Here is a 21,232-nt window from a genome sequence, read left to right as displayed (position 1 = left end):
AACGGAGCACCCGGGCCCGCGCCCGCGCTCCGCATCCGGCATGGAAGACGGTGATGCCGGATACGGAGCGCCCCGGGTCCAGGGACGATTCCATATCCGGCATCACCGGTTCATCAGGCCGTCACACCGCCGGCCGCGTCATGCGCGGCGCTTGCGCCAGACCGTCAGGCCGACACCCGCAGCGGCAAGGACGGCCACCATGCCCAGCACACCGGCCACGGCGCTGCCGGTCGCGGGCATGCCGCCGTTATCGTTGCCGTCACCGCTCGGTTCGCCCGCATCAGGCCGCAAACCACCCTGCTGCTGCGCACCGGTCTGTGGCTTCGGCGCGGGTGTCGGCTCCGGCTCCGGCTCGGGTGTCGGCTCCGGCTCCGGCTCCGGCTCGGGTGTCGGCTCCGGCTTGGCGGCGACCTTGACGGTGTCGGCGCTGGTCAGCTCGAACGTCTTCGACGGGGACGCGCCGGCGGTGCCCGGCTGCGCGTTCTGGAGGACGCCGGTCGTGTTCTCGCCGATGGCCTTCGCGAACACGGTCTTGCCCGCGTCCGCATCGGTCAGCGTGTACTCGGCGGCGGTCGCGCCGTCGATGGCGACGGCCTTCGCGACGTCCGCGGCATCGGCGGAATCCGCGCGATACCACTGGACGGACGAAAGCTTCCAACCATCGTTGAACGCGGCCGTCAGCGTCGTACCCACCGGAGTCACGGCATCACCGGAACCGGAACCGGCGACCGCGCCCGTGACGGACACGGACGGCGTGGTCTCCGGCGGCACGCCCTCGTATGTCACCGGCACGGTCGTGATCGTGCCGTCCGCGCCGTAGGTCATGCGCGCGATGCGCACCTCGCGCTTGTTGCCGGTGCGGATCCGTTCGCCGGTGTCGGCGTCGACGCCGCGCGGGCGCATCTCGTCGGTGAGGAACGCGTGGTACACGATGTACCAGTCGTCGGTGCCGGGAACCTGCAGGATCGAATGGTGCCCGGTGCCGAGGATGCCCTTCGACGTGTCCTGGTTGAGGATCTCGCCTCCGTACTCCCACTTCGTCACCTTCGCCAGGCTTTCGCCGCGGGCCATCGCGTAGCCCACACAGTAGCGGGGGTCGTTGGTGTCGTGCTTGGAATACGTGAAGTAGTAGATCCACGTCCTGCCGGACTTGTCGGCGGGGTCCTTGCGGGCGGTGAGATACTGCCCCTCGTTGAGCCCCTGCGCGGCGGTCCTGCCGACCTGATGCTTCGCGCCGACGGTCTTCATGTCGTCGTTGAGCCGCGCGTAGGCGCCTCGGTCCCCGGACTGGCCCCAGGTGAGCCAGTACGAGCCGTCGGCGGGGTCGACGAAGGCGGCCGGATCGATGTTGGAGGTCACCTTGCCGTCCTTGCCGGCGCCGGCGTCGCCCTGGAGCACGTAGCCGGACGTGATCGTGCCGCCCTTGGCCGGATCGGAGATGGCCACGTTGGTCTGATTCGTGCCCTTCGCTCCCTCGTTGCCCGAGAAGTACAGGTAGAACCTGCCGTCGCGTTCGACGAACCCGGGCGCCCACGCCGTGGAGGTGCGCTTGGGCAGGATGTCGGAATCCGGGGTGCCGTCGAGGTTCTGGTCCTTCAGATCCACCACGACGCCCTTGTCCTCCCAATTCACCAGATCGGACGATTCGAAGGCGTGGATCTGCGATCCGCTCCAGCCGGAATGGCCGTCGGTGGTCGGGAAGATGTAGTACTTGCCGCCCCAGGCCACGACCTGCGGGTCGGCGAAGAACATGCGTCCGGTCTCGCCGGTCGGAGCCTTCTGGCCGGGGATGCGGATCGGGGTGACGAGCACCTGCGCGGAGACGTCGTACACCTGCGACGCGGACCCGTCGGCGGCGGTGACCTTGACCTTGAACGGCTTGGTCAGGTCCTGGGTCGCCGGGATCGCGGAGCCGTCCGCCATCGTGACGGTGGCGCCCTTGGCCGCGGTGAAGGTCAGCGAGAGCTTCGACGTGTCGGTCTTCGTGCCGTCGCTGCCGCCGGTCGGCGTCCAGTAGTCGAGCACCAGGGCGAGCCTCTTGTCGCCGTTCCCGCCGTCGCTGACGGTCTGCGAGAGCACCTGGTTGTTCGGCGCGGTCCTCTCCACGGCCAGCCCCAGATCGGACGCCGGCGTCTGCGCCTTGTCCACGGTGAATCTCACGGTCACCTTGCGCTGCCCTTCCGCGACCTCGCGGGCGGAGGTCATGTCGAGGATGATGTTGTCCTCCGGTCCCCAGCGCACGGCGCGGACGGTGGCGTAGCGCTCGCCGCCCTTGGTCTGGGGGCTCTTGCGCGCATGGATGGCGGTGTACAGCTTGCCGTCGAGGCCGGTGAAGTAGGCGTTGTGCCCCGGCCCCCACTGGCCTTGGATGTTCGTGGAGGTGAGCAGCGGCGCGTTCTCCTTGCGCCAGCTGGACGGGTCGAGCAGGTTCGAGCCCTCCTCGGCCGTCAACTGGCCGACCGCATAGCACGGCTTGGTGGCGGCGCCGGAGTAGGTGACCACGATCTTGCCGTCATGGTGCAGTGCGTAGGGGCCTTCCACGATCGGATACTCCGCGTACCGCTCCCATCCGGCGTCGGGCCGTGCGACGATCACCGGCGTGGACGTCAGCACGGCCGGGTTCGCCGGGTCGAACGTGGCGATCTTGAGATCGGCGGTGCCGGCCTTCTCCTTGGTGCGGGTCTCGTCCGTGTACACGATGCGGTCGGACCACATCGCGTACCAGGTGCCGTTGTTCTCGAAGGCGGTCATGTCGATGGTGTTGCCCCGCGGCTGGGTCATCGACCCGTCGGCGAGCCTCACCTCCTTGCGCTTGGACCATTCCCAGTCGTTCGGATTGGCGGGGTCGCCGCCCTTCTTCAGCGGCACGATCTGGCTCTGCATGTTCTGCCAGACGTCGCCGTAGGCATAGTAAAGGTACGTGATGCCGTTGATCTCATGGATTTCGGGCGCCCACGCGAGCATCTCGTCCTCGGAATCGGGCGTGATCTTGGTGACCTTGGCGGTCTGCAGGCCCTCGATGGTCTTCGAGGGTCCGCGCATGTACAGCCGCTTCTGGCCGTTGTGCTCGCCGCCGACCGAATCTCCGGTGGTGGACACGAAGTAGTAGCTGCCGTTGTAGACGAACACCTCCGGATCGGGGCTGCCCACGTCGCTGGTCTTGCCGTTCACCGTCTCCGTGAGGAACGGGAAGTCGTAGTCCTTGGATTCCACGGTGCCGGTCACCTCGTAAGTGCCTGCCTTCCTCGTGTTCACCTTGGCCAGCTCGTCGGCGTTCCAGTTGACGGGGAGCTTGCTGGTGGTGCCGTCGCTGTATGTGGCGGTGACGGAGCCGAGATCGGCCGCGGTGGGTGCCTTGTCGCCCACGGTCAGCGTCTTCTCGATGGGCTTGGACGCCCCTTCGACGCCGGTGTTCACGGCCTGGAGGAACCGCGCGCGCAGACGCTTCGCCTCGGCCCGTGTGAGCACGAAGCGGCCGCCCACCAACGCGTCGGCCACGCCGATGTCCGGCTTGCTCTCGTCGGCGGCGGCCACACGCTCGCCGGCGGTCACTTCGGCGAAGTCCTTGGTGGACGCCCGGTAGGTGTTGCCGTCGGCGTCCTTCCAGGTGACGCGGTAGGCGTCAAGCGCGCTGTCGTACTGCGCGGTGGGCGCGATCACGTCGCCGCCGTCCTCGTCGAAGGCGACGAGACCGACCTGCTTGTAGGCGATGAGGTCGTCGGAGGTGAAGAACAGCGCCTTGCCCTTGGCCGCAGGGTCTAGGGTTTCGGTGTTCTTGTTGCTTTTGGCGTCCGTCTGGTTGGCGAGCACGCCGAAGGTGCCGTCCTTCATGCGGAACACGTACGGGTTGGACATCCACTTGGCTCGGCCGTTGAGCTCGTTGGTGCCGGTGAAGTCGGCCGCGGCGTACAGCACGCCCTCGTTGAGGTTCAACGCCTCGTAGGTCTTGCCGTCGTCGCTCAGGGCCAGATGCATCGAGGCCTTGCGGTTGAGGTTGGAGCCGGGGATGGTGTAGGAGGCGCCATAGACCGCGTGCCTTTCCGCGATTTTCACGTTGAACGTCCGGCTGTTCGAGGGATGTCCCTCATGGGTGGCGGTGACGGTGAGCGTCACGTCGGCGAGCCCCTTGCCGTCCGTGTTGCCGATCACCTTGCCGTCCTTGACGAGCGTGTCGTCGGAACTGGTCCAGCTCAGCGCCACGGCACCGGACTTGGCGGGCAGCGTGTCCCCCGCCGCGAGCACATACGGCAGATCGAGGCCGTCCAGCGCCTCGGCCGGCGAGGTGGTGTTCGCGGGGACGGTGGCCTCGAATTCCCTCGTGGCGGTTTGTCCGCCGAAGCCCACCGTCGCGGTGAGGGTGACGGTGGCGTCCCGCGTCCCGCGCGTCACCGTGCCGTCGGCGGCGATGACGTCCGGCGCGCTGGACCGCCATGCGATGGTCGATCCGTAGTCACCGGCGGTGGGCAGCGTGAGGTTCGACGTGACGTCGCCCAGATCCCCCAGGCCGAGCGAGTCGGCCGCTTTCCGCGCCACGGCCTGCTTGGTGGCATCGGTCCGCGCGTCGGTGAACACCTCGCGCACCTGTGTCTGGTCCAGCGCGGAATCGTAGAAGCGCACGTCCTGCACGGCTCCGCCCCAGGTCTTGTCGGCGGCGTAGTTCGACCTGCCGATGTAGGTCTCCAGGGTCTCGCCGAAACCGGCCAGGGTCAGGTCGGCCGAACGCTTGGCCTCGGACACCTTGACGCCGTTGAGGTACCCGGTGATGGACGTCGCGTCGATGACGGTGGTGTAGTTGGCCCACTTGCCGAGCAGCCCGGTGGTGTCCGTGTCGGACAGGCCGATTTCGGTGTTCCACGATTTGGCGGCATCGGTGCCGTCGGTGATGACCGACTTGAACTTGCCGTAGCTGGGATTGAGCAGCCAGTAATGCACCGGCGTGGGCCCCTGCGTGCCGAAGTAGAGCGCGGCGGTGTTCGCCTTGGCCGTGTCGTTCCTCAGCCAGGCGCTGATGGTGACGGTGTTCTTGGATTGGAACTTCGCCGCCAGTCCGTCCGGCAGCTTGATGTATTCGGCGCCGCCGGACTTGCCGCCGCCGAATGTGGCGCCTTCGCCGCCGGCGAAGGTCACGCCCTTCGACTCACCGTTCAGCTTGTTCGCGGATGAGTCGTCGGCGTCGGTCTCAAGCGGATAGCTGGCGATGGGGTCGGGGACCGTCGCCGTGTCCGCGGCCGCGGCGGGCGCCACGGCCACCATGAATTGGGCAAGGGAAAGCGGCACCGCGACCAATGCGGCGAGCGCCTTCCGTAATGGGGTTGTCATACTCGCTCCTTCTGTGTGTATCGGGTTGGATGTGGGTTGGATCGGATGATGCATGGGCATGTCGATCGTGCGTCGGATCGGATCGGCGACGGCCTTCTACCTGTCCGCACGACGCCGGGAGACGACCATCGCCACGGCTCCGCCGGCGATCAGGGCCGAGGCGGCGAGGATGGCGCCGACGATCGACGCCCCGGTGTCCGGCAGTCGCCTGACTTCCGTGCCGCCGGCCGCCACGGTTCCCGCCTCGTCCCGGGGCTTGCCCGCGCTGCCGTGGCCGCCGTCGCCATCGCCGGAGTCGCCATCGCCGGGATCGGTCGTGTTTCCGGGATGCTCGCCGCCCGGATTGTCCCCGCCGCCCGGATTGTCCCCGCCGCCCGGGTTCTCTCCACCGCCCGGGTTCGTCCCGGCCGGCACGAGGCCTTCGATGGCGTCGTCGACCAATGCGGTGGCCTTGGCGATCGAAGCCGACGTGGAGGCGGATCCCGCCGCCACGACCTTGGCGATTTCGACCGCCTCGTCGAGCGCGGCGAGGGATTCGGCCGTGTATCCGTCACGGTCGATGCCCTCGGCCTTGGTGATGGCGGCGTTCAATCCGTCCATGCCTTCCGGATTCGAGGCCTGGGTGAGGGTGAAGTCGTCGATGGTGCCGTACAGGCCGCCGGCGAGCGCCGCGTCGAGCGTGACGGTCACGGTGCCGGACGCTCCCACGACGATGTTCGGCACGGTGGCGGTGGAATCGAGCTCTGTGTTGATGGCGGTCATCGGATTGGCGTAGTCCTTGCCGTCGGCGCTGGCTTTGAGGGTCATCGTGTCCGTGTCCGACATGTCGGTGCCGCGCACGGTGGCGGTGAGCTGGTAGGTGCCGGGCTTGAGGCCGGTGACGGTCTGGGAGGCGCTGAATCTCGCACCTTTGCCGCCGTCCTTGCCGGACCAGTAGTACAGGCCGTAGCTGCCGTCGGAGGAGTTGCCGCTCTTCTTGCGGGTGAATTGGGCGTCTGCTTCGAATCCGGGGTCGAGCGTGACGGTCCACTTGCCCATGTCGTCGTCCTCGAAGCTGGGGTTGGACAGATGGTTGGTGGGGGTCACGGTCACGACGGCCTTCGCGGTATGGCCGGAGGCGGTGACGCCGGTAACGGTGAAGGTGCCCGATCCGGCGGCCCAGTCCAGGGATCCGCGCCATGTGACGTCCTCCTGTTCGTTCCTGCCGTCCTTGTAGGTGAGGGTGACCTGCCGCGGCAGCGTGACGATTTCCCCTTCGGGGACGGTGACGGTCGTGTCTTCGACGCCGAGGAACGTGTGCGGCGCTGCGGCGCCGGTGCGGATATAGTCGAACGAGTTCAGCGATCCGAGCGCGTTGCCTTTGGCGTCGAAGAGCGCCATGTTGTCCCAGCCGGAGCCGTCGGTGGTGCCGGCCCAACCGCCGGACTTGTAGTAGCCTTTGGCATATTCGCTGATCCAGCCGGAACCGTATTTGCGCCATTTGTCGCGGTTCGCCTCGATTTGTTCGGGAGTGTCGGCCGGGCCGACCGCGATCCATGCCGGCTCCCAGTAGAAGAAGCCGAGACCGTCGTCATGGCCGTCGCCGTCGTTGTCTCCGATGGCGCTGATCGCGGCCGCCACGTCGTGGATGTTGTCGGCCTGCCCCTGCGGGCTGACCGGATAGGCCTTGAGTTTGTCGGCGTTGTGGGGGCCGTAGTTGTTCTTGTATCCGTCGGTGTCGGCGATCTGGTAGGGCCATGCGGTCTCCGCGATCATGACGTCCTTGTGGTGGGTCTTCGCCACGGTCCTGAGCACGTTCGCCACCTGGGCGATGCTGGTGGAGCCCCAGGCGTAGAACGACATGGCGAACACGTCGTAGTCGATGCCCCGCCGTTCGAAGTCGTCGGCCCATGAGGCCTTGGCTTTCTGGTTGAAGTGCAGCGCCACCTTCACGGCGTGCTCTCCGTCGGCGTCGGTTTCGGGGTAGACCTCGCGCACGGCCGCGCTGCCGGCCTTGTAGATCTTGGCCATGTCGTCGGCGCCGGAGATGCCGGTGATCTTGTTGTTGGATTCGTTGCCGACTTGCACCATGCCCACGTCGACCCCGGCCGCCTTGAATTTCTCCAGGGATTCCTTGGTGAAGTCGTGGACCGCCTCGGCCATCTTGTCCGGGTCGGAGACGTACTGCCTCCACGCCTTCGGCGCCGGCTGTCCGTCGGGCCAGAAATCGGAGTAGTGGAAGTCCACCAGCACTTTCATGCCCGCCTCGGTGGCACGTTTGCCGATCCGGATGGCGCGGTTCACGTCCACGTTGCCGGCGCCGTATCCGTTGCCGTTCGCGTCGAACGGATCGTTCCACACGCGCACGCGGGCATAGTTCACGCCGGCGTTCCTGAGGATCCGTACCGCGTCCTGCCGTTCTCCCTGCGGATTACGGTAGGTGACGCCGCTTTCCTCTTCGCTGAGCAGCGACGAGAAGTCGGCTCCGGTGATGAAGTCGGAGCTCAGTCCTTCGATCTTCCCGACGTTCACCTCGCCTTCGGGTACGCCGCCGTCCGTCGCGTCTTCCGCCGCGGACGCGGGAACGGCTCCCGCGCCGAGCGCCACGGCCAGAGCCGCGGACGCCGCCAACAGGCGTATCCCCGACCGGCCACGGCGCCTCTCCCGTGCGGCATCATGCGTCAGCGCATTCATGTTCATGGTTCTTCCTTTCTTCGGTACACCGGTGTCTCTTCATGAGACGACCACGGAGATCCTTCCGGACCGCCCCGCGGAACGTCATGAGCGGCGTCTGCGCCAGACGACCGTGCCGATGCCCGCGGCGGCCATCAGCGCGGTCACGCCGGCCAGACCGGACGCCGAGACGCCGGTCGCCGGCAGCTTGCCGTGGGCGGGGACGTCATCGGCCGCATTGTCCGTCTCATGCCGATCGATTGCGCCGCCCGCGCCCTCCGAGGTCCCCGGTCCGACGGGCTTGCCCGGGTCGGCCGGCGTCTCCGGATCGACCGTTTCGCCGCCGTCGCCTTCGCCGCCGGCGGCACCGTCCGCCTCGACGATCACATTCATCGTGACCGTCCTGTTGGCGTCGGAAAGTTCCTCGGACGGGGTCATGTCGAGGATGAGACGGTCGTCCGCGCCCCAGTGGACACGACGGATGTAGGCGTCGCGGCCGTTGGTCTTCTTCACCGCGTCGCCGGTGCCGTCGCCCTTTCCGCCGCCGTTGAAGCCGTCGGCGCGGGTGACGTGCGAGTAGGTGTGGTAGACGAACAGCAGCTCGCCGTCCGGGCCTTCGGCGAACGCGGCGTGGCCGGGGCCGGACTGCCATTCGCCGTCGACCAGGGAGGAGAACAGGGTCGGGGTCATCGGCTTGCTCCAGCTGGCCGGATCCATGAGGTCGGCGTCCACCGCGGCGGACTGGTAGCCGAGCGTGTAGCGCCCGTCCACGCGGCGGGCGGAATACGTCACGTAGTAGCGTCCGTCATGCTCGATCGCGTATTGGCCCTCATAGGCGCCGCCGGCCTCCCATGCGTAGTCCTTGCCGGGCAGTTCGACCAGATTCGGATCGTTCCTGTTCGAAGCGGCCTTGATCTTCCACGGCGTGGACTCGTCGATGGGGCTGATCGCGAACCCGGCCCACATGTAATACGCCTTGCCGGCATGGTTCTTCAGGAAGGTCATGTCGCAGAACGATCCCATCCAGGTCCTGCCGTCGGCGTAGGTGATGATGCGCGGCGTATCCCAGTTGGCGGCGACGGTCGGATCGAGGTCGTAGCCGTCCGCATCCTGCCTGAGCTGCATGATCGCGGACTGCGTGTTGGTGTCCTCCGCGCCGTTGGCCAGACTGTTCACCGCGAACAGGATGGAGAGCCTGCCGCCGATGCGATGGATTTCGGGCGCCCAGAAGCTGCCTTCCATCTCGTATGTCCGGCCGCTGTCGCCGAGTTCGATCCGCTCGCCCGGTTTCAGCAGCACGGATTCCAGCTTGTTGCCGCCGGTCGCGCCGTCGAGCGTCCGTTCGGGATCGCCGGCCGTATCGGCGAGCGCCTCGATGCTGTCCCCGGAGCGGATCGCGAGGTAGTTGCCTTTGCCGTCGGGCAGCAGTCGGCAGTCGCCGTTGGTGTCGTTGGTGGCGGTGAACAGGTACTTGGTCTCGGTCACTTCCCTGCCGTCGACCTTGTGCCTCCACGCGAATTTGTACAGGTCGGGGTCGGCGCGGTCCTCGGCGAACGGCACGGTGTAGTCCTTGCCCGTGGCCTTCGGATCATAGTTCGTCTGCCGCACGGTGCCGTTGATGGTGTAGACGCCGGGCTTGCCCGTGTCCACGGTGGAGGTGTCCCATGAGACGGGCAATGTGCCGGTGGAGCCGTCGGAATAGTCGAGGGTCACCTGCTTGGGCAGGTCGGCCTTGGCGATGTCGGAGTGCCGCGCGACGGTGACGTCGTCGAATTCGCGGTGGCCGGTGTTGGTCACGCGACCGAAACGCTTGGTCAGCGCGTCGGCCAGATCGTCGCCGATCGGCACGGCGTATCCGGGCACGTAGTCCTCGATGCCGTTCGCCGTGGCGACGGCGCCGGACCGTGGCACTTCGCCTTCGACGACATCGCCGTGCACGGAATCCGGCCCGTCGAGCTCGGCGAAGGTGGTGTATTTGCTCACGCCGTCGTCGTCCGTCCATCCGACCACGTAGCGGTCTGCGGCGGAGTCGTAGACGGCGTAGGGATCGTTCACGCCGTTGGTCTCGCCCACGTTCACCGTATTGTCGTTCTTTTCCTGTTCGAAGGTCTGGAAGTCCTTCGTGGTGGCGATGAGCACGCTCGTTTTGGCGGAGGCGTCCGGCGTGCCGGTGGCTTGGTTGTATTGGAATCCGGTGCGCGTGGCGATCACGCCGTACGAACCGTCTTTGCGCACGAACACGTCCGGATCGATGAGGCCGGTGCCGGTGTCCTTCCGGGCCGAGTAGGTGCGCGAGAACATGATGCCGTAGTTCTTGTTGAGCGCCGTCCAGGCGGCCGGTTCGCCGGCGTCGCCGTCCGCGCCGTCAAGCGCCAGATGGAGGCTGTAGGCGGACGAGCCGTCGTTGCCCTTGAGCGGGCCGTCGGCGCCGTCATACGGAGTGCGCTGGTACCCGAGCAGCTTTCGGGCGGACGCGGGCAATACGGTGACCGTGAAGGTCTTGGACACGACGCCGCCATCCGCGCCATCCGGCCCGTCGCCCTTCAGCGTGGCGGTGAGCGTCGCCGTCACCGGAGTCGCCGCATCCGAGGTGACGACGCCATCGGAGACCGTCGCCCCTTGGGCGTCCACCGCGACCGACACGCCGGCCGGGGCCGCGGGCAACGCATCACCGGAACGCAACAGCGGCGGAATCACATACGCATCGGCCGAGACCCGCGGTTCCGGATCGACGGCCCGTACCCCCTGAGCCGCATATGCGGGACCCACGGCGACGAAACAGGAAACGGACAACGTCACCCCCAATACGGCCGCCGCCACTTTCCGCATGAACATCTTCAGCTCCTCCATTCCGATTGACACACCGGTGTATCTAAGTCACATGCCGTCCCGTGAACGCTCACTCGGACGATATAATCAATTTCAGCCGCCGCTGACGGCCCACACACCCGACGACAACCGCAAAAAGAGACAACCATGACGCAGAAAACGACAACGACGTCGTCACGTCGCAACGCCCCGCAGATCATCCATCCGGTCGAGGAAGGCGTCGTCCCCGATGAATCCGAACTGCTCATCGTCTCGCCGACCACCGGCGCGCGGAGACATCTGCTGTATCCATTGCGCATCGGACGGTTCACCTACCGGCCGGGGTTCGAACTGGTCAGATCCCGGTTCGACAGTTTTCTGCTCGGCATCGTGCGGGAGGGCACGCTGCACGCCACCATCTGGCTCGACGACGAACCGACCCTGTATGACGTCGCCGCCGGCAGCGTGTTCCTGTTCGACACCTATCTCAAGCACGAGGGCCGGGCGGACGAGACCACGCGCACCAGCATGATCCATTTCGACGGAGCCCCCGCACGTCTGTATTACGAGCGTATCGTCGGAGCGTTGGGCAACGTGTTCCCGGTGGGCAATCCGGCATTGATGGAGAACTCCATCGACCGGCTGCTCGACGCCTATACGTCGGACCAGGCGCACGCCGATCTCATCGGCGCGCGGATCCTCACCGATCTGCTCACCGGACTGGCGTTGCGCACTCCCGCCACCATCGCCGACGACGACATGCTCGCCGTGAGGGAGACCCTGTCCTATCTCGACGACCATTACCGCGACCCGATCACCGTAGACGCGCTCGCGCAACGGGCCTCGCTGAGCCCGCGGCAATACCTGCGCAAATTCAAGACGCTGACCGGACGGACGCCCTACGCCTACCTCACCATACGGCGCATGGACGAGGCGAGACGGCTGCTGTCCACGACTGCCATGCCCGTCCGGCAGGTGGCGAGCGCCGTGGGCTATCCCAGCCTCAACACGTTCACCCGCGCGTTCAAGCAGCGGTCCGGCATGACTCCGATGCTGTACCGCGCCGGTCATCCCGCCGGCTGAATCTTCCGGAACCGCCGTTCCATCCCATCCATGCCGCTACACTGGGACGCATACGATGATGCACCCCACCGATCAGGAGCTTTCCATGGCCATCTCCACCACGCCTTCCCCCGACTCCCCCATCACCGACGTGATCTTCGACTTCTGCGGCGTGCTGTTCGACTGGCAGGTGCGCGCCTGCCTCGAAGGGCGTTTCCCGGACGACGTGGTGGATGCGATCTGCGCCGACGACGATCCGCACGGCTTCTTCCGCTACGAGGACCGCATGGACGCCGGCGAGGACTTCGCGGACATCTACCCGGACGTGGTGCGCGAGCAGGGCGGGGAGATCGCGAGGATCTTCAAGTACTACATCGGCCATTACGGCGACGCCCTGCCGCGCATGCTGCCGGGCATGGAGCAGCTGCTGCGCGACCTCAGGGCGCACGGCTACGGCGTGTGGGGGCTGACGAACTGGTCGCACGAGACGATCCACGTCGCCTTCGACAAGTACCCGGTGCTCGTCGAGCTGCTCGGCGGCACCGTCGTCTCCGGCATCGAGAAGATGCACAAGCCGAACGCCGACATCTACGAGCTCGCGCTCTCCCGATTCGGCCTCGAAGCGGACAGGTGCGTGTTCTTCGACGACACCGCGAAGAACGTGGCCAGCGCGGATGCGGTGGGCATCCACGGACTGCCGTTCACCGATGCCGCCAAGGCACGCGAGGACCTGACGACGCTCGGCGTGAGGTTGTGAGCCGTCCGCCGGTCTCACCGTGCGGCCATGCGGATGGAATCCGCGGCTATAACCCGCCCCCTCGGCCATCCCCACTGGTATAAAGAGATTTTATGACGCTTCTGCAACTCAAATACATCGTCAAGATCGTCGAATGCGGTTCGATGAACGAGGCCTCGCACGAGCTCTACGTCTCGCAGCCGGCCCTGAGCTCCTCCGTGAAGGAACTGGAGAAGGAGCTCGGCATCGAGATCTTCACCCGCTCCTCGCAGGGCATCGCGCTGACGGTCGACGGCGCGGAGTTCCTCACCTACGCGCGCCAGGTCCTCGACCAGGCGTCGCTGCTCGAGGAACGCTACAAGAACGCGAAGCCGCGCAAACAGCTGTGCACCGTCTCCACCCAGCACTACATGTTCGCGGTCGAGGCGTTCGTCGAGATGATCGATTCCATCCATTCCGACGAATACGAGTTCACGATCCGCGAGACCCGCACGCGCGACATCATCGACTCGGTGGCGAACATGCGCTCCGACGTCGGCATCATCTACCTGTCCGACTTCAACAAGGACGTCATCGGCAAGCTGCTGCGCGAGAAGCATCTCGAGTTCCACGCGCTGTTCCGCGCGCCGCTGCACGTGTTCCTGGCGCGCACGAACCCGCTCGCCTCGAAGAAGATGGTCACGATGAAGGACCTCAGGCCCTACCCGTTCATCCAGTACGAGCAGGGCGAGGACGGCTCCTTCTACTTCGCCGAGGAGGCGGTCTGGCCGGACTACTCCCCCAAGCAGATCAACGTGACCGACCGCGCCACGATCCTCAACTTCATCATCGGCCTCAACGGCTACACGGTGTGCACGGGCATCGACAACGGTGATCTCAACAACGAGAAGATCTGCACGGTGCCGCTCGACTCGGACGAGACGATGCTCGTCGGCTGGATCACCAACGAGCGCGCCAAGCTCTCCAAGGCCGCCGAGACCTATCTGGAGAAGCTCAAGAGCGTCGTCGCCGACCACGGCTACAAGCTCATCGACTGACGGCGGCCGACGGCAAGAGGGGGCTGCACATGGAATCCATGTGCAGCCCCCTCTTCGTTTTCCCCGATTACGGCAGACGATTCAGCCACGCTGCCCGTACGCGACGAACAGCACGACCACGTGCGCGAGCAACGCGGCGTAGACGAGGAACGACAGCAGCGACGTGCCGGTGCCGTACACGCGGCAGACCCACAGGATCTGCAGCAGCAGCTCGACCGCGGATCCCGCGGCCAGGAGGACGAAGCCGGTCGTGCGGTACCACTTCACCGATCCGACCACGTGCAGGCCGATGATGAACAGCGCCAGCGCGAGGGTGAGGTACACCCACGGCGAGAAGCCGATGATGACGTCCAGCGGGCCGCCGTAGCCGTAACCGAGGCCCGGCCGGGACATCAGCGAGATGAGCGACTGCAGCAGGTCGATGCCCAGGAACACGATCATCGCGATCAGCGAATCCTTCGTGGTCTTGGCGATATCCAGCGTGTCGAGGAAGTTCGGCTTCCGCGCGGGCGCGACGGACTGCTGGCCGTAGCCGGGCTGGACGCCGTAGCCGGGCGCCGGCTGCTGGGGCGCATAGCCGTAACTGGGGGCGGGCTGCTGCGGCGCGCCTGCCACCGGCTGCGCGTACTGGGGCACCGGCTGCACGGGCGGCACGGGCTGCCCCGCGGCCTGCGGGACCTGCGGCTGCGGGGCCTGAGCCTGCGGGGCCTGAGCCTGAGTCTGCAGGGCCTGCGGCGCGTAGCCGTACCCCGGCTGGGACTGCTGTTGAGGCTGGGACTGCGGCTGAGGATTGGGATTCTGCGGAAGCGGCTGCTGTGGAACGGTCATCGATATCCTTCTTTCATCGAACGGGCGACGGTGTCACGATTCCAGACTACCCCCGTCGATGTTTCCGCGGATCCGATATCCCACTCCGTCATCCCCTCGTCCCGTCGCTTCGCGTCTCACCGATCGCCGCCGGGGATGACCGACGTGGCCGCGGTCGCCGCGAACCCCTTGAGCACTTCGACCATCACCCCGCGATCGTCGGGGGCGATGCCCCGCGCCGCCGCGAGCATGGCCGGCAACGACTGCGTCCAATGCGCGGTGAGCTCGCCGAACGTGGGGTATCCGCCCGCCTCGAGGATGGCGAACAGGCCCTCGATGAACAGCCGGCGCCGTTCGTCGTCGTACCGAGCCATCCAGTCGTTCAACGTGCGCGCCGCATACCGCGCCCCGGCCGTCAGACCGTCCGCATGGACGAACCGGCCGTCCCTCACCTGCCAGTTCAACGCGAAATGCTGCATGATGCCGAGCCCGTCGCTCGCCACCACCTCATAGCCGGCGTCCGCCTGCTCGCGCCGTTCGAACAGCATGCCGATGACCGACGATTCCGGCACGGACTTGTGCACCCTGGCGGCCAGACGCAGATAATCCGGCGATCCCAGAAACGCCTCGTCGAAGCCCGGGCCGTCATGCGAATACACGGCCGTGATGCGCGAGACGACGTCGTCCGGCATCGCGGACGCCGCATACACCGCGAGATTGCCGCCCTTGGAGTGGCCTCCCGCCATCAGCGGCCCGTCCCATCGCGCGGCCACGTCGGCGAGGTAACGCACGGCCGCCGACTGCGAGGCGACCGGCCGCCGGAACGCCATCGTGAAATCCTCCTTCCATCCGACGATTGAACTGTCGGTGCCGCGGAAGGCGACGTAGAGCGCGCCATCCCCCACGTCGAACACACACGCCGAGAACTGCTTGGTGGAGGCCGCGTCGAACTCGTCCACATAGGCACCCACACGCAGGGCGCGCCAACGCGGGTTCTCGCACACGGCGCGAAGCAGGTCGACGTTCAGCTGCGGCGACCACACCCGCCCGAACATGGCGTCGTAGCATTCCGCGCGCAGCAGGTCGCGGACGGGGACCGTCGGAATGGGGCCTCCCCATGCCGCCTCCCCGCCGGCATGCGCGTCGTGGGCACCGCCGACATTGCCGTTCCAGCGTGGGACATTGTCCGGCATGCGCGCATACGCCAACTGCGACAGCACCAGACTGTCCACCTCATCGAACGCGTCGTCTCCGAACGTGGCGAACCGCACCCGCAGATCATCCGTCACATTGCCCATGGCGACCTCCCCTCCGCAGGCGGCGATGCGCGATGGCTTCGGTCGCCGTCATTTCCTAGGTACATTACGCATATCTTAGGTGCGTCGCCGGCGAAAGGCACCCCATTACGACAGGTGGACGGGCGTCGCGGCGAATCCTATGATGGGCCTCATGAATTGGTTGGCGATCGTAGTAACGGTAACGTTCGTCGTCGTCATCGCGCTGGTGGCGATGTGCTCCGTACAGCACCATCTCGATGCCAAGGCGGACCGGTTGAGGAGGGGGTCCGAGGAGGAGCGGCAGATGGCGCACGACCTCGACGAGATATCCCACAAGATGGATCAGGGCCGGTATTTCCCGTTCTGAGCACCGGAGCGACCCCGTTTCATCCGGCTACCGCCGCGTGAGCTCCGTGTAGGATTCCTCCAGCGCGAGCGAGATCCGTTCGATCTCCTCGCGGGTGAGCGGTTCGCGGAACGTCATGCGCAACGCCGATTTCGCGATGGCCGGCTCGAATCCCATGGCGAGCAACGTGGCGGGGATCTCATGCCGTCCGATCGCGCACGCGGATCCGGAGGATGCGGCGATGCCGCGCGCGTCCAGGTCGACGAGCAGTGCCTCGCCGGTCACGCCGGGGAAGACGAACGAGGCGTGTCCGGGGAGCCGTCGTTCCGGGTCGCCGGTGAGCTCGGCACGGGGTATGACCCTCCGCACCGCGTCGATGAGCATGTCGCGCGAGGCGACGAGTTCCCGATACCGTGCCGCCATGCGCCGGTTCGAGCCGTCCAGGGCGATGGCGAGCGCGACCGCGCCGGCCACGTTCTGCGTGCCGGAACGCAGTCCGCGTTCCTGCCCGCCGCCGGAGAGCACCGGTTCGATGGGCGTGCGCCCGCGTACGAGCAGCGCGCCGAGTCCTTTGGGCGCGCCGAACTTGTGTCCGGAGACGCTCAACGCGTCCACGTCCCAGTCGCGCATGCGGATGGGGATGAGCCCGGCGGCCTGCACGGCGTCGACGTGCACCGGCACCCCGTGCGCGTGCGCGATCGCGACGATCCGCTCCACGGGCTCGACGGTGCCGACCTCGTTGTTGGCGAGCATGGCGCTGACGAGCGCGGTCCGCTCCCCCGCCTCGCCGTCGAGCGCCCGTTCGAGCGCATCCAGGTCGAGGTGCGCCTCGCGGTCGACGGGGATGCGCACGACCTCGAAGCCGAACCATCGTGCAAGCCAGTCGGCGGACGCGGAGACGGCCGGATGCTCAATCGAGGAGATGACGATGCGCGGGTGCGCTCCCAGCCGCTTCATCCGGGCCATGGCGATGCCTTTGACGGCGAGGTTGTCGGATTCGGTGCCGCCGGAGGTGAAGATCACGTCGTCGGGTTTGGCGCCGAGACCGGCGGCGAAGGAGACTCGCGCCGCGTCGAGGGCGCGCGCCGCGGTCTTGCCGGGCTGGTGCACGCTGGCCGGGTTCGCGTACGCGTCGGTGAGGAACGGGGTCATCGCGGCGATGACGTCCCGGCTCACCGGTTCGGTGGCGGCCGCGTCGAGGTAGAGTTCGCCGGCTTCCCGCGCCTTGCCGGCTTCCTGTTCCCGTGTCGCGGCGACGCCGCCCGTCCGTTCCTGAATCGTCCCGCTCATCGCGACCAGTCCAATCCGAGGTCGATGGCGCGCACGGAGTGGGTGAGCGCGCCGACGGAAATCACGTCCACACCGGTGGCGGCGACCGCGGCGACGCGTTCCAGCGTCATGTTGCCGCTCGCCTCGACGATGGCGCGTCCGTCAATCGTCTCCACGCCGCGTCGGGTGTCGTCGAGCGTGAAGTTGTCGAGCATGATGGTGTCGGCGCCGCCGTCCAATACCGCGGGGATCTGGTCGAGCCGATCGACCTCGACCTCGATGTGCGTGGTGTGCCCCACTTGGTCGCGCACGTGGCGGATCGCGCCGGCGAGGTCGATGCCTCGGGCGGCGAGCGCGGCGAGATGGTTGTCCTTCATCATGACCGCGTCGGACAGGCCGTAGCGGTGGTTGTGTCCGCCGCCGCAGACGACCGCGTATTTCTCGAACGGGCGCAGTCCGGGCGTGGTCTTGCGCGTGTCGACGATGCGCGTGCGCGCGTAGCGCCGCGGGGGCGTGACCGGCCCGGCGGAACCGTCGTACCCGTCCTCGTAGATCGCGTCCACGGCGGCGACGAACGCGGCGGTCATCGTGGCGATGCCGCTCATGCGCTGTGTGAAGTTCAATGCGATGCGTTCGGCGGTCAGGAGGCCGCGCACGCGGCCGCGCACGGTGGCGAGCGTCTGTCCGGCCTCGAACCGTTCGCCGTCGCGGATGGCGGGTTCGACGGTCACGGACGGGTCGAGCGTGGCGAAGGCGGCGGCGAACACGTCGATGCCGCTCATCACGCCTTTCTCGCGCGCGACGAGTCGGGCTTCGCCGGTCTCGTCGGCGGGGATGGTGGTCTCGCAGGTCACGTCGCCGTAGGGCGCGTCCTCGGCGAGCGCCGCCGCGACGGCGGCATGGATGGTCTGTTGCGTGAGCATGGTGCTCCTTGGTCGTGGATTACCGCTTGACGTAGGCGACGGAGTGCGCCCACTCGTCGCGGGGTTCGGGGAAGTCGGTGCGCGCGTGGGCGCCGCGCGATTCGGTGCGGGCGAGCGCGGCGGTCGCGGCCACGTAGCCGACGGTGAGCATGTTCCGGTTCTCGAGCGTGGTCACGTCGGCGGATTCCGCCGGAGTCGCGGCGTGCGCGGCGTGCGCATCCGCGACGGCGAGACCGTCGCCGAGCGCGGCGATGGCGCGCGCGAGCCCGTCGGCGTCGCGCAGCACGCCGACGTCGTGCCACATCGTGTTCTGGATGCGTGTGCGGTCCCACACGTCGTCCGTGGTCGCGACGTCGTCGCCGTGGTCGCCGGCACCGGCGACGGGCGGCGTGGCGAGCGCGACGGGCGGCTTGTCGTAGACCCCGCCGGTCGCGGAGTTGAGCAGCGGCTGCGGCGTCCATGTCGTGTCGTCCGTGTCATGCACGGCGGCAAGGCCGGCGCGGCGGCCGTAGACGAGGCCTTCGAGCAGCGAGTTGGAGGCGAGGCGGTTCGATCCCATGACGCCGGTGCGCGCGCATTCGCCGGCTGCGTACAGTCCGGGGATGGAGGCGCGTCCGTCGAGGTCGGTGCGGATGCCGCCCATGAAGTAGTGCGCGGCGGGCGCGACGGGGATGGGCTCCCGGCTCCAGTCGTAGCCGAGCGAACGCGTGTAGGCGTCGATGGTCGGGAAGCGTTGCGCGAGGAACGCGGCGAGGTCGGGGTGTTCGTCGCGCATCGGAGAGACGTCGAGCATGACGGGACGGCCGTCTTGGCGCTGCATGACGCGGAAGTTCTCGCGGGCGACGACGTCGCGCGGCGCGAGTTCGGCGCGCGGGTCCACGTCCTTCATGTAGCGGCGTCCGTGCTCGTCGAGCAGGATGGCGCCTTCGCCGCGCACGGCTTCGGAGACGAGGAAATGCTCGCCGACGGCCATCGCGGTGGGGTGGAACTGGGTGAATTCGAGGTCGGCGACCTGGGCGCCCGCGCGCCATGCGGCGGCGAGTCCGTCGGCGGTGGCGACGATTGGGTTCGTGGTGTACGGGTACATGCGGCCCGCCCCGCCGGTGGCGAGGACGACGCGGTTCGCGCGCAGGGGGACGTCGTGCCCGTCCTCGAGCAGCGAGACGCCGGCGATGCGGCCGTCGCGCACGAGGAGGTCCTTGAGGAACGCGTGTTCGACGATGCGGATATGCGGGTTCGCGCGCACCATGGCGGACACGTCGAGTTCGAGGATGCGTCCGGTGGCGTCGCCTCCGGCGTGCACGACGCGGGCCCGCGAGTGCGCCGCCTCCAGTCCGCGCAGCATGTGGCCGTCGGCGTCGCGGTCGAAGCGCACGCCTGCGGCGGCGAATTCGCGCACGCGGTCGGCGCCTTCGCGCGTGAGGATGTCGACGGCCTTCGGGTCGCACAGGCCGTGCCCGGCGGCGATGGTGTCGGCGGCGTGCAGTTTCGGGTCGTCGTCGGCGAAGATGGCCGCGGCGATGCCGCCCTGCGCGTGGTAGGTGTTCGATTCGACGAGTTCGGTCTTGGTGACGAGCGTCACGTCATGGCCTTCGCCCGCCACGGCGAGCGCGGCGGACAGTCCGGCCACGCCCGCGCCGATGACGATGATGTCGGTGTCGTTCATTGTCTCGTTCCCTGTCTCGTTCTCTGCGTTCACGGGTGGACGCGCAGCATGCGTTCGAGCGCGATCTTGGCCTCGCGGGCGGTGTCCTCGTCCACGGTGATGCGGTTGACGACGTTGCCCTGTTCGAGGTTCTCCAACGCCCAGGCGAGGTAGGCGGGGTGGATGCGGTACATGGTGGAGCAGGGGCAGACGACCGGGTCGAGGCAGAATACGGTCTTGTCGGGATGCTGCGCGGCGAGGCGGTTGACGAGGTTGATCTCGGTGCCGACGGCGATGGCGGAGCCGGCGGGCGCGTTCTCGATCTCCTTGACGATGTACGCGGTGGAGCCGGTGCCGTCGGCGGCGTCGACGACCTGCATCGAGCATTCGGGGTGCACGATGACCTTGACGCCCGGGTACGCCTTGCGGGCGCGTTCGATCTGGTCGACGGTGAAGCGCTGGTGCACGGAGCAGAAGCCCTTCCACAGGATCATCCTCGCGTTCGCGTAGTCGGCGGGGTCGGCCGCGCCTCCTCGCGCCTTGAACGGGTCCCACAGGGGCATCTCGCTCAGCGGGACGCCCATGGCGCGCGCCGTGTTGCGTCCCAGGTGCTGGTCGGGGAAGAACAGGACGCGGCGGCCGCGGGCGAACGCCCATTCGAGTACGGCGTGCGCGTTGGACGACGTGCACACGATGCCGCCGTGGCGGCCGCAGAACGCCTTGAGGGCGGCGGACGAGTTCATGTAGGTGACGGGGATGATCGGCTGCAGGCCGTCGGAACCGGGCCTGGTGCCGCAGATCTCGCCGAGCTGCTCCCATGCCTCCTCGACCTGGTCGATGTTGGCCATGTCGGCCATCGAGCATCCGGCGGACAGGTTCGGCAGGGTCACGGTCTGCTCGGGCGTGGAGAGGATGTCGGCGGTTTCGGCCATGAAGTGCACGCCGCAGAACACGATGTGGTCGGCGTCGGGGCGTTCGGTCGCGTTCTTGGCGAGCTGGAAGGAGTCGCCCACGAAGTCGGCGTGCTCGATGATCTCGTCACGCTGGTAGAAGTGGCCGAGGATGAGCAGCTTGGAGCCGAGGCGGCGCTTCGCGTCGCGGATGCGCTGCTGGAGCTCCTCGTCGGAGGCGTTGCGGTATTCGTCGGGCAGCACCTGCTGGCGGGGTGCGTTCTTGGGCAGACGGTCGAGCATGGAGGCGCCGGGGCCGTAGCTGGGCTTCGTCGTGTCGAAGTGCCACGGGTCGAGTGTGAGGCCCGCGTCGCAGGTGCTTTGCGCGCCGAGCCGGGCGATGATCTCGTCGACGGAGGGTGCGGTGAATGTCGCTGTCATGATCGTTCCTTTGTTTCTTT

The 21,232-nt window shown here is 67.4% G+C and carries 13 protein-coding genes; 4 read left to right on the top strand and 9 right to left on the bottom strand.

From position 1 onward, the window contains the following. Window positions 1-138: 138 nt before the first annotated feature. The 3 genes from AC1AYN_RS08405 to AC1AYN_RS08395 form a co-directional block, all read right to left on the bottom strand. Complete coding sequence (locus AC1AYN_RS08405) at window positions 139-5,319, bottom strand: family 43 glycosylhydrolase (RefSeq protein WP_476532910.1); 5,181 nt, start codon at window positions 5,317-5,319, stop codon at window positions 139-141. Window positions 5,320-5,415: 96 nt separating this feature from the next. Continuing rightward, window positions 5,416-7,998: a glycosyl hydrolase 53 family protein gene (locus tag AC1AYN_RS08400; RefSeq protein ID WP_476532909.1), complete on the bottom strand. Its 2,583-nt coding sequence runs from the start codon at window positions 7,996-7,998 to the stop codon at window positions 5,416-5,418. 78 nt (window positions 7,999-8,076) lie between these two features. Continuing rightward, window positions 8,077-10,806, bottom strand: coding sequence for a family 43 glycosylhydrolase (locus AC1AYN_RS08395; protein WP_476532908.1), 2,730 nt, complete (start codon window positions 10,804-10,806; stop codon window positions 8,077-8,079). A 141-nt stretch (window positions 10,807-10,947) separates the two neighbouring features. On the opposite strand from AC1AYN_RS08395, the gene AC1AYN_RS08390 reads away from it, so the two are divergent. The 3 genes from AC1AYN_RS08390 to AC1AYN_RS08380 all read left to right on the top strand — a co-directional run bounded on the left by AC1AYN_RS08390 (window position 10,948) and on the right by AC1AYN_RS08380 (window position 13,614). Further along, the gene (locus AC1AYN_RS08390) at window positions 10,948-11,862 is read left to right on the top strand and encodes a helix-turn-helix domain-containing protein (protein WP_476532907.1); all 915 of its coding nucleotides are present in this window, start codon (window positions 10,948-10,950) and stop codon (window positions 11,860-11,862) included. 85 nt (window positions 11,863-11,947) lie between these two features. Continuing rightward, on the top strand, window positions 11,948-12,598 hold the full coding sequence (locus AC1AYN_RS08385) for an HAD family hydrolase (RefSeq protein ID WP_476532906.1): 651 nt from the start codon (window positions 11,948-11,950) through the stop codon (window positions 12,596-12,598). Between the two features lie 92 nt (window positions 12,599-12,690). Then, entirely contained in the window at window positions 12,691-13,614 is a 924-nt protein-coding gene (locus AC1AYN_RS08380; protein ID WP_476502344.1) for a LysR family transcriptional regulator, read from the top strand. Between the two features lie 81 nt (window positions 13,615-13,695). Here the strand turns inward: AC1AYN_RS08380 and AC1AYN_RS08375 are convergent, their stop codons facing one another. Both AC1AYN_RS08375 and AC1AYN_RS08370 read right to left on the bottom strand, forming a co-directional pair. Further along, a complete protein-coding gene (locus AC1AYN_RS08375) occupies window positions 13,696-14,442 on the bottom strand; it encodes a hypothetical protein (protein ID WP_476532905.1) in 747 nt (248 codons plus the stop codon). Between the two features lie 116 nt (window positions 14,443-14,558). Then, complete coding sequence (locus AC1AYN_RS08370; RefSeq protein ID WP_476532904.1) at window positions 14,559-15,719, bottom strand: DUF2974 domain-containing protein; 1,161 nt, start codon at window positions 15,717-15,719, stop codon at window positions 14,559-14,561. Window positions 15,720-15,870: 151 nt separating this feature from the next. On the opposite strand from AC1AYN_RS08370, the gene AC1AYN_RS08365 reads away from it, so the two are divergent. Continuing rightward, a complete protein-coding gene (locus AC1AYN_RS08365) occupies window positions 15,871-16,065 on the top strand; it encodes a hypothetical protein (RefSeq protein WP_476532903.1) in 195 nt (64 codons plus the stop codon). A 27-nt stretch (window positions 16,066-16,092) separates the two neighbouring features. Here the strand turns inward: AC1AYN_RS08365 and AC1AYN_RS08360 are convergent, their stop codons facing one another. Genes AC1AYN_RS08360 through nadA form a run of 4 tightly spaced genes read right to left on the bottom strand, consistent with a single transcriptional unit; the run spans window position 16,093 to window position 21,212 of the window. Beyond that, the gene (locus AC1AYN_RS08360) at window positions 16,093-17,334 is read right to left on the bottom strand and encodes a cysteine desulfurase family protein (RefSeq protein ID WP_476532902.1); all 1,242 of its coding nucleotides are present in this window, start codon (window positions 17,332-17,334) and stop codon (window positions 16,093-16,095) included. Beyond that, window positions 17,331-18,236 (bottom strand): nicotinate-nucleotide diphosphorylase, encoded by a 906-nt coding sequence (locus AC1AYN_RS08355; protein ID WP_476532901.1) that lies wholly within the window; start codon window positions 18,234-18,236, stop codon window positions 17,331-17,333. The genes AC1AYN_RS08360 and AC1AYN_RS08355 overlap by 4 nt, the downstream gene beginning before the upstream one ends. 19 nt (window positions 18,237-18,255) lie before the next feature. Then, entirely contained in the window at window positions 18,256-19,902 is a 1,647-nt protein-coding gene (locus tag AC1AYN_RS08350) for an L-aspartate oxidase (RefSeq protein ID WP_476532900.1), read from the bottom strand. Between the two features lie 29 nt (window positions 19,903-19,931). Then, entirely contained in the window at window positions 19,932-21,212 is a 1,281-nt protein-coding gene (nadA, locus tag AC1AYN_RS08345) for a quinolinate synthase NadA (protein ID WP_476532899.1), read from the bottom strand. Between the last annotated feature and the right edge of the window lie 20 nt (window positions 21,213-21,232).

The sequence above is a fragment of the Bifidobacterium sp. LH_413 genome (assembly GCF_056357015.1).
This window is presented reverse-complemented; position numbering and strand designations above follow the sequence as displayed.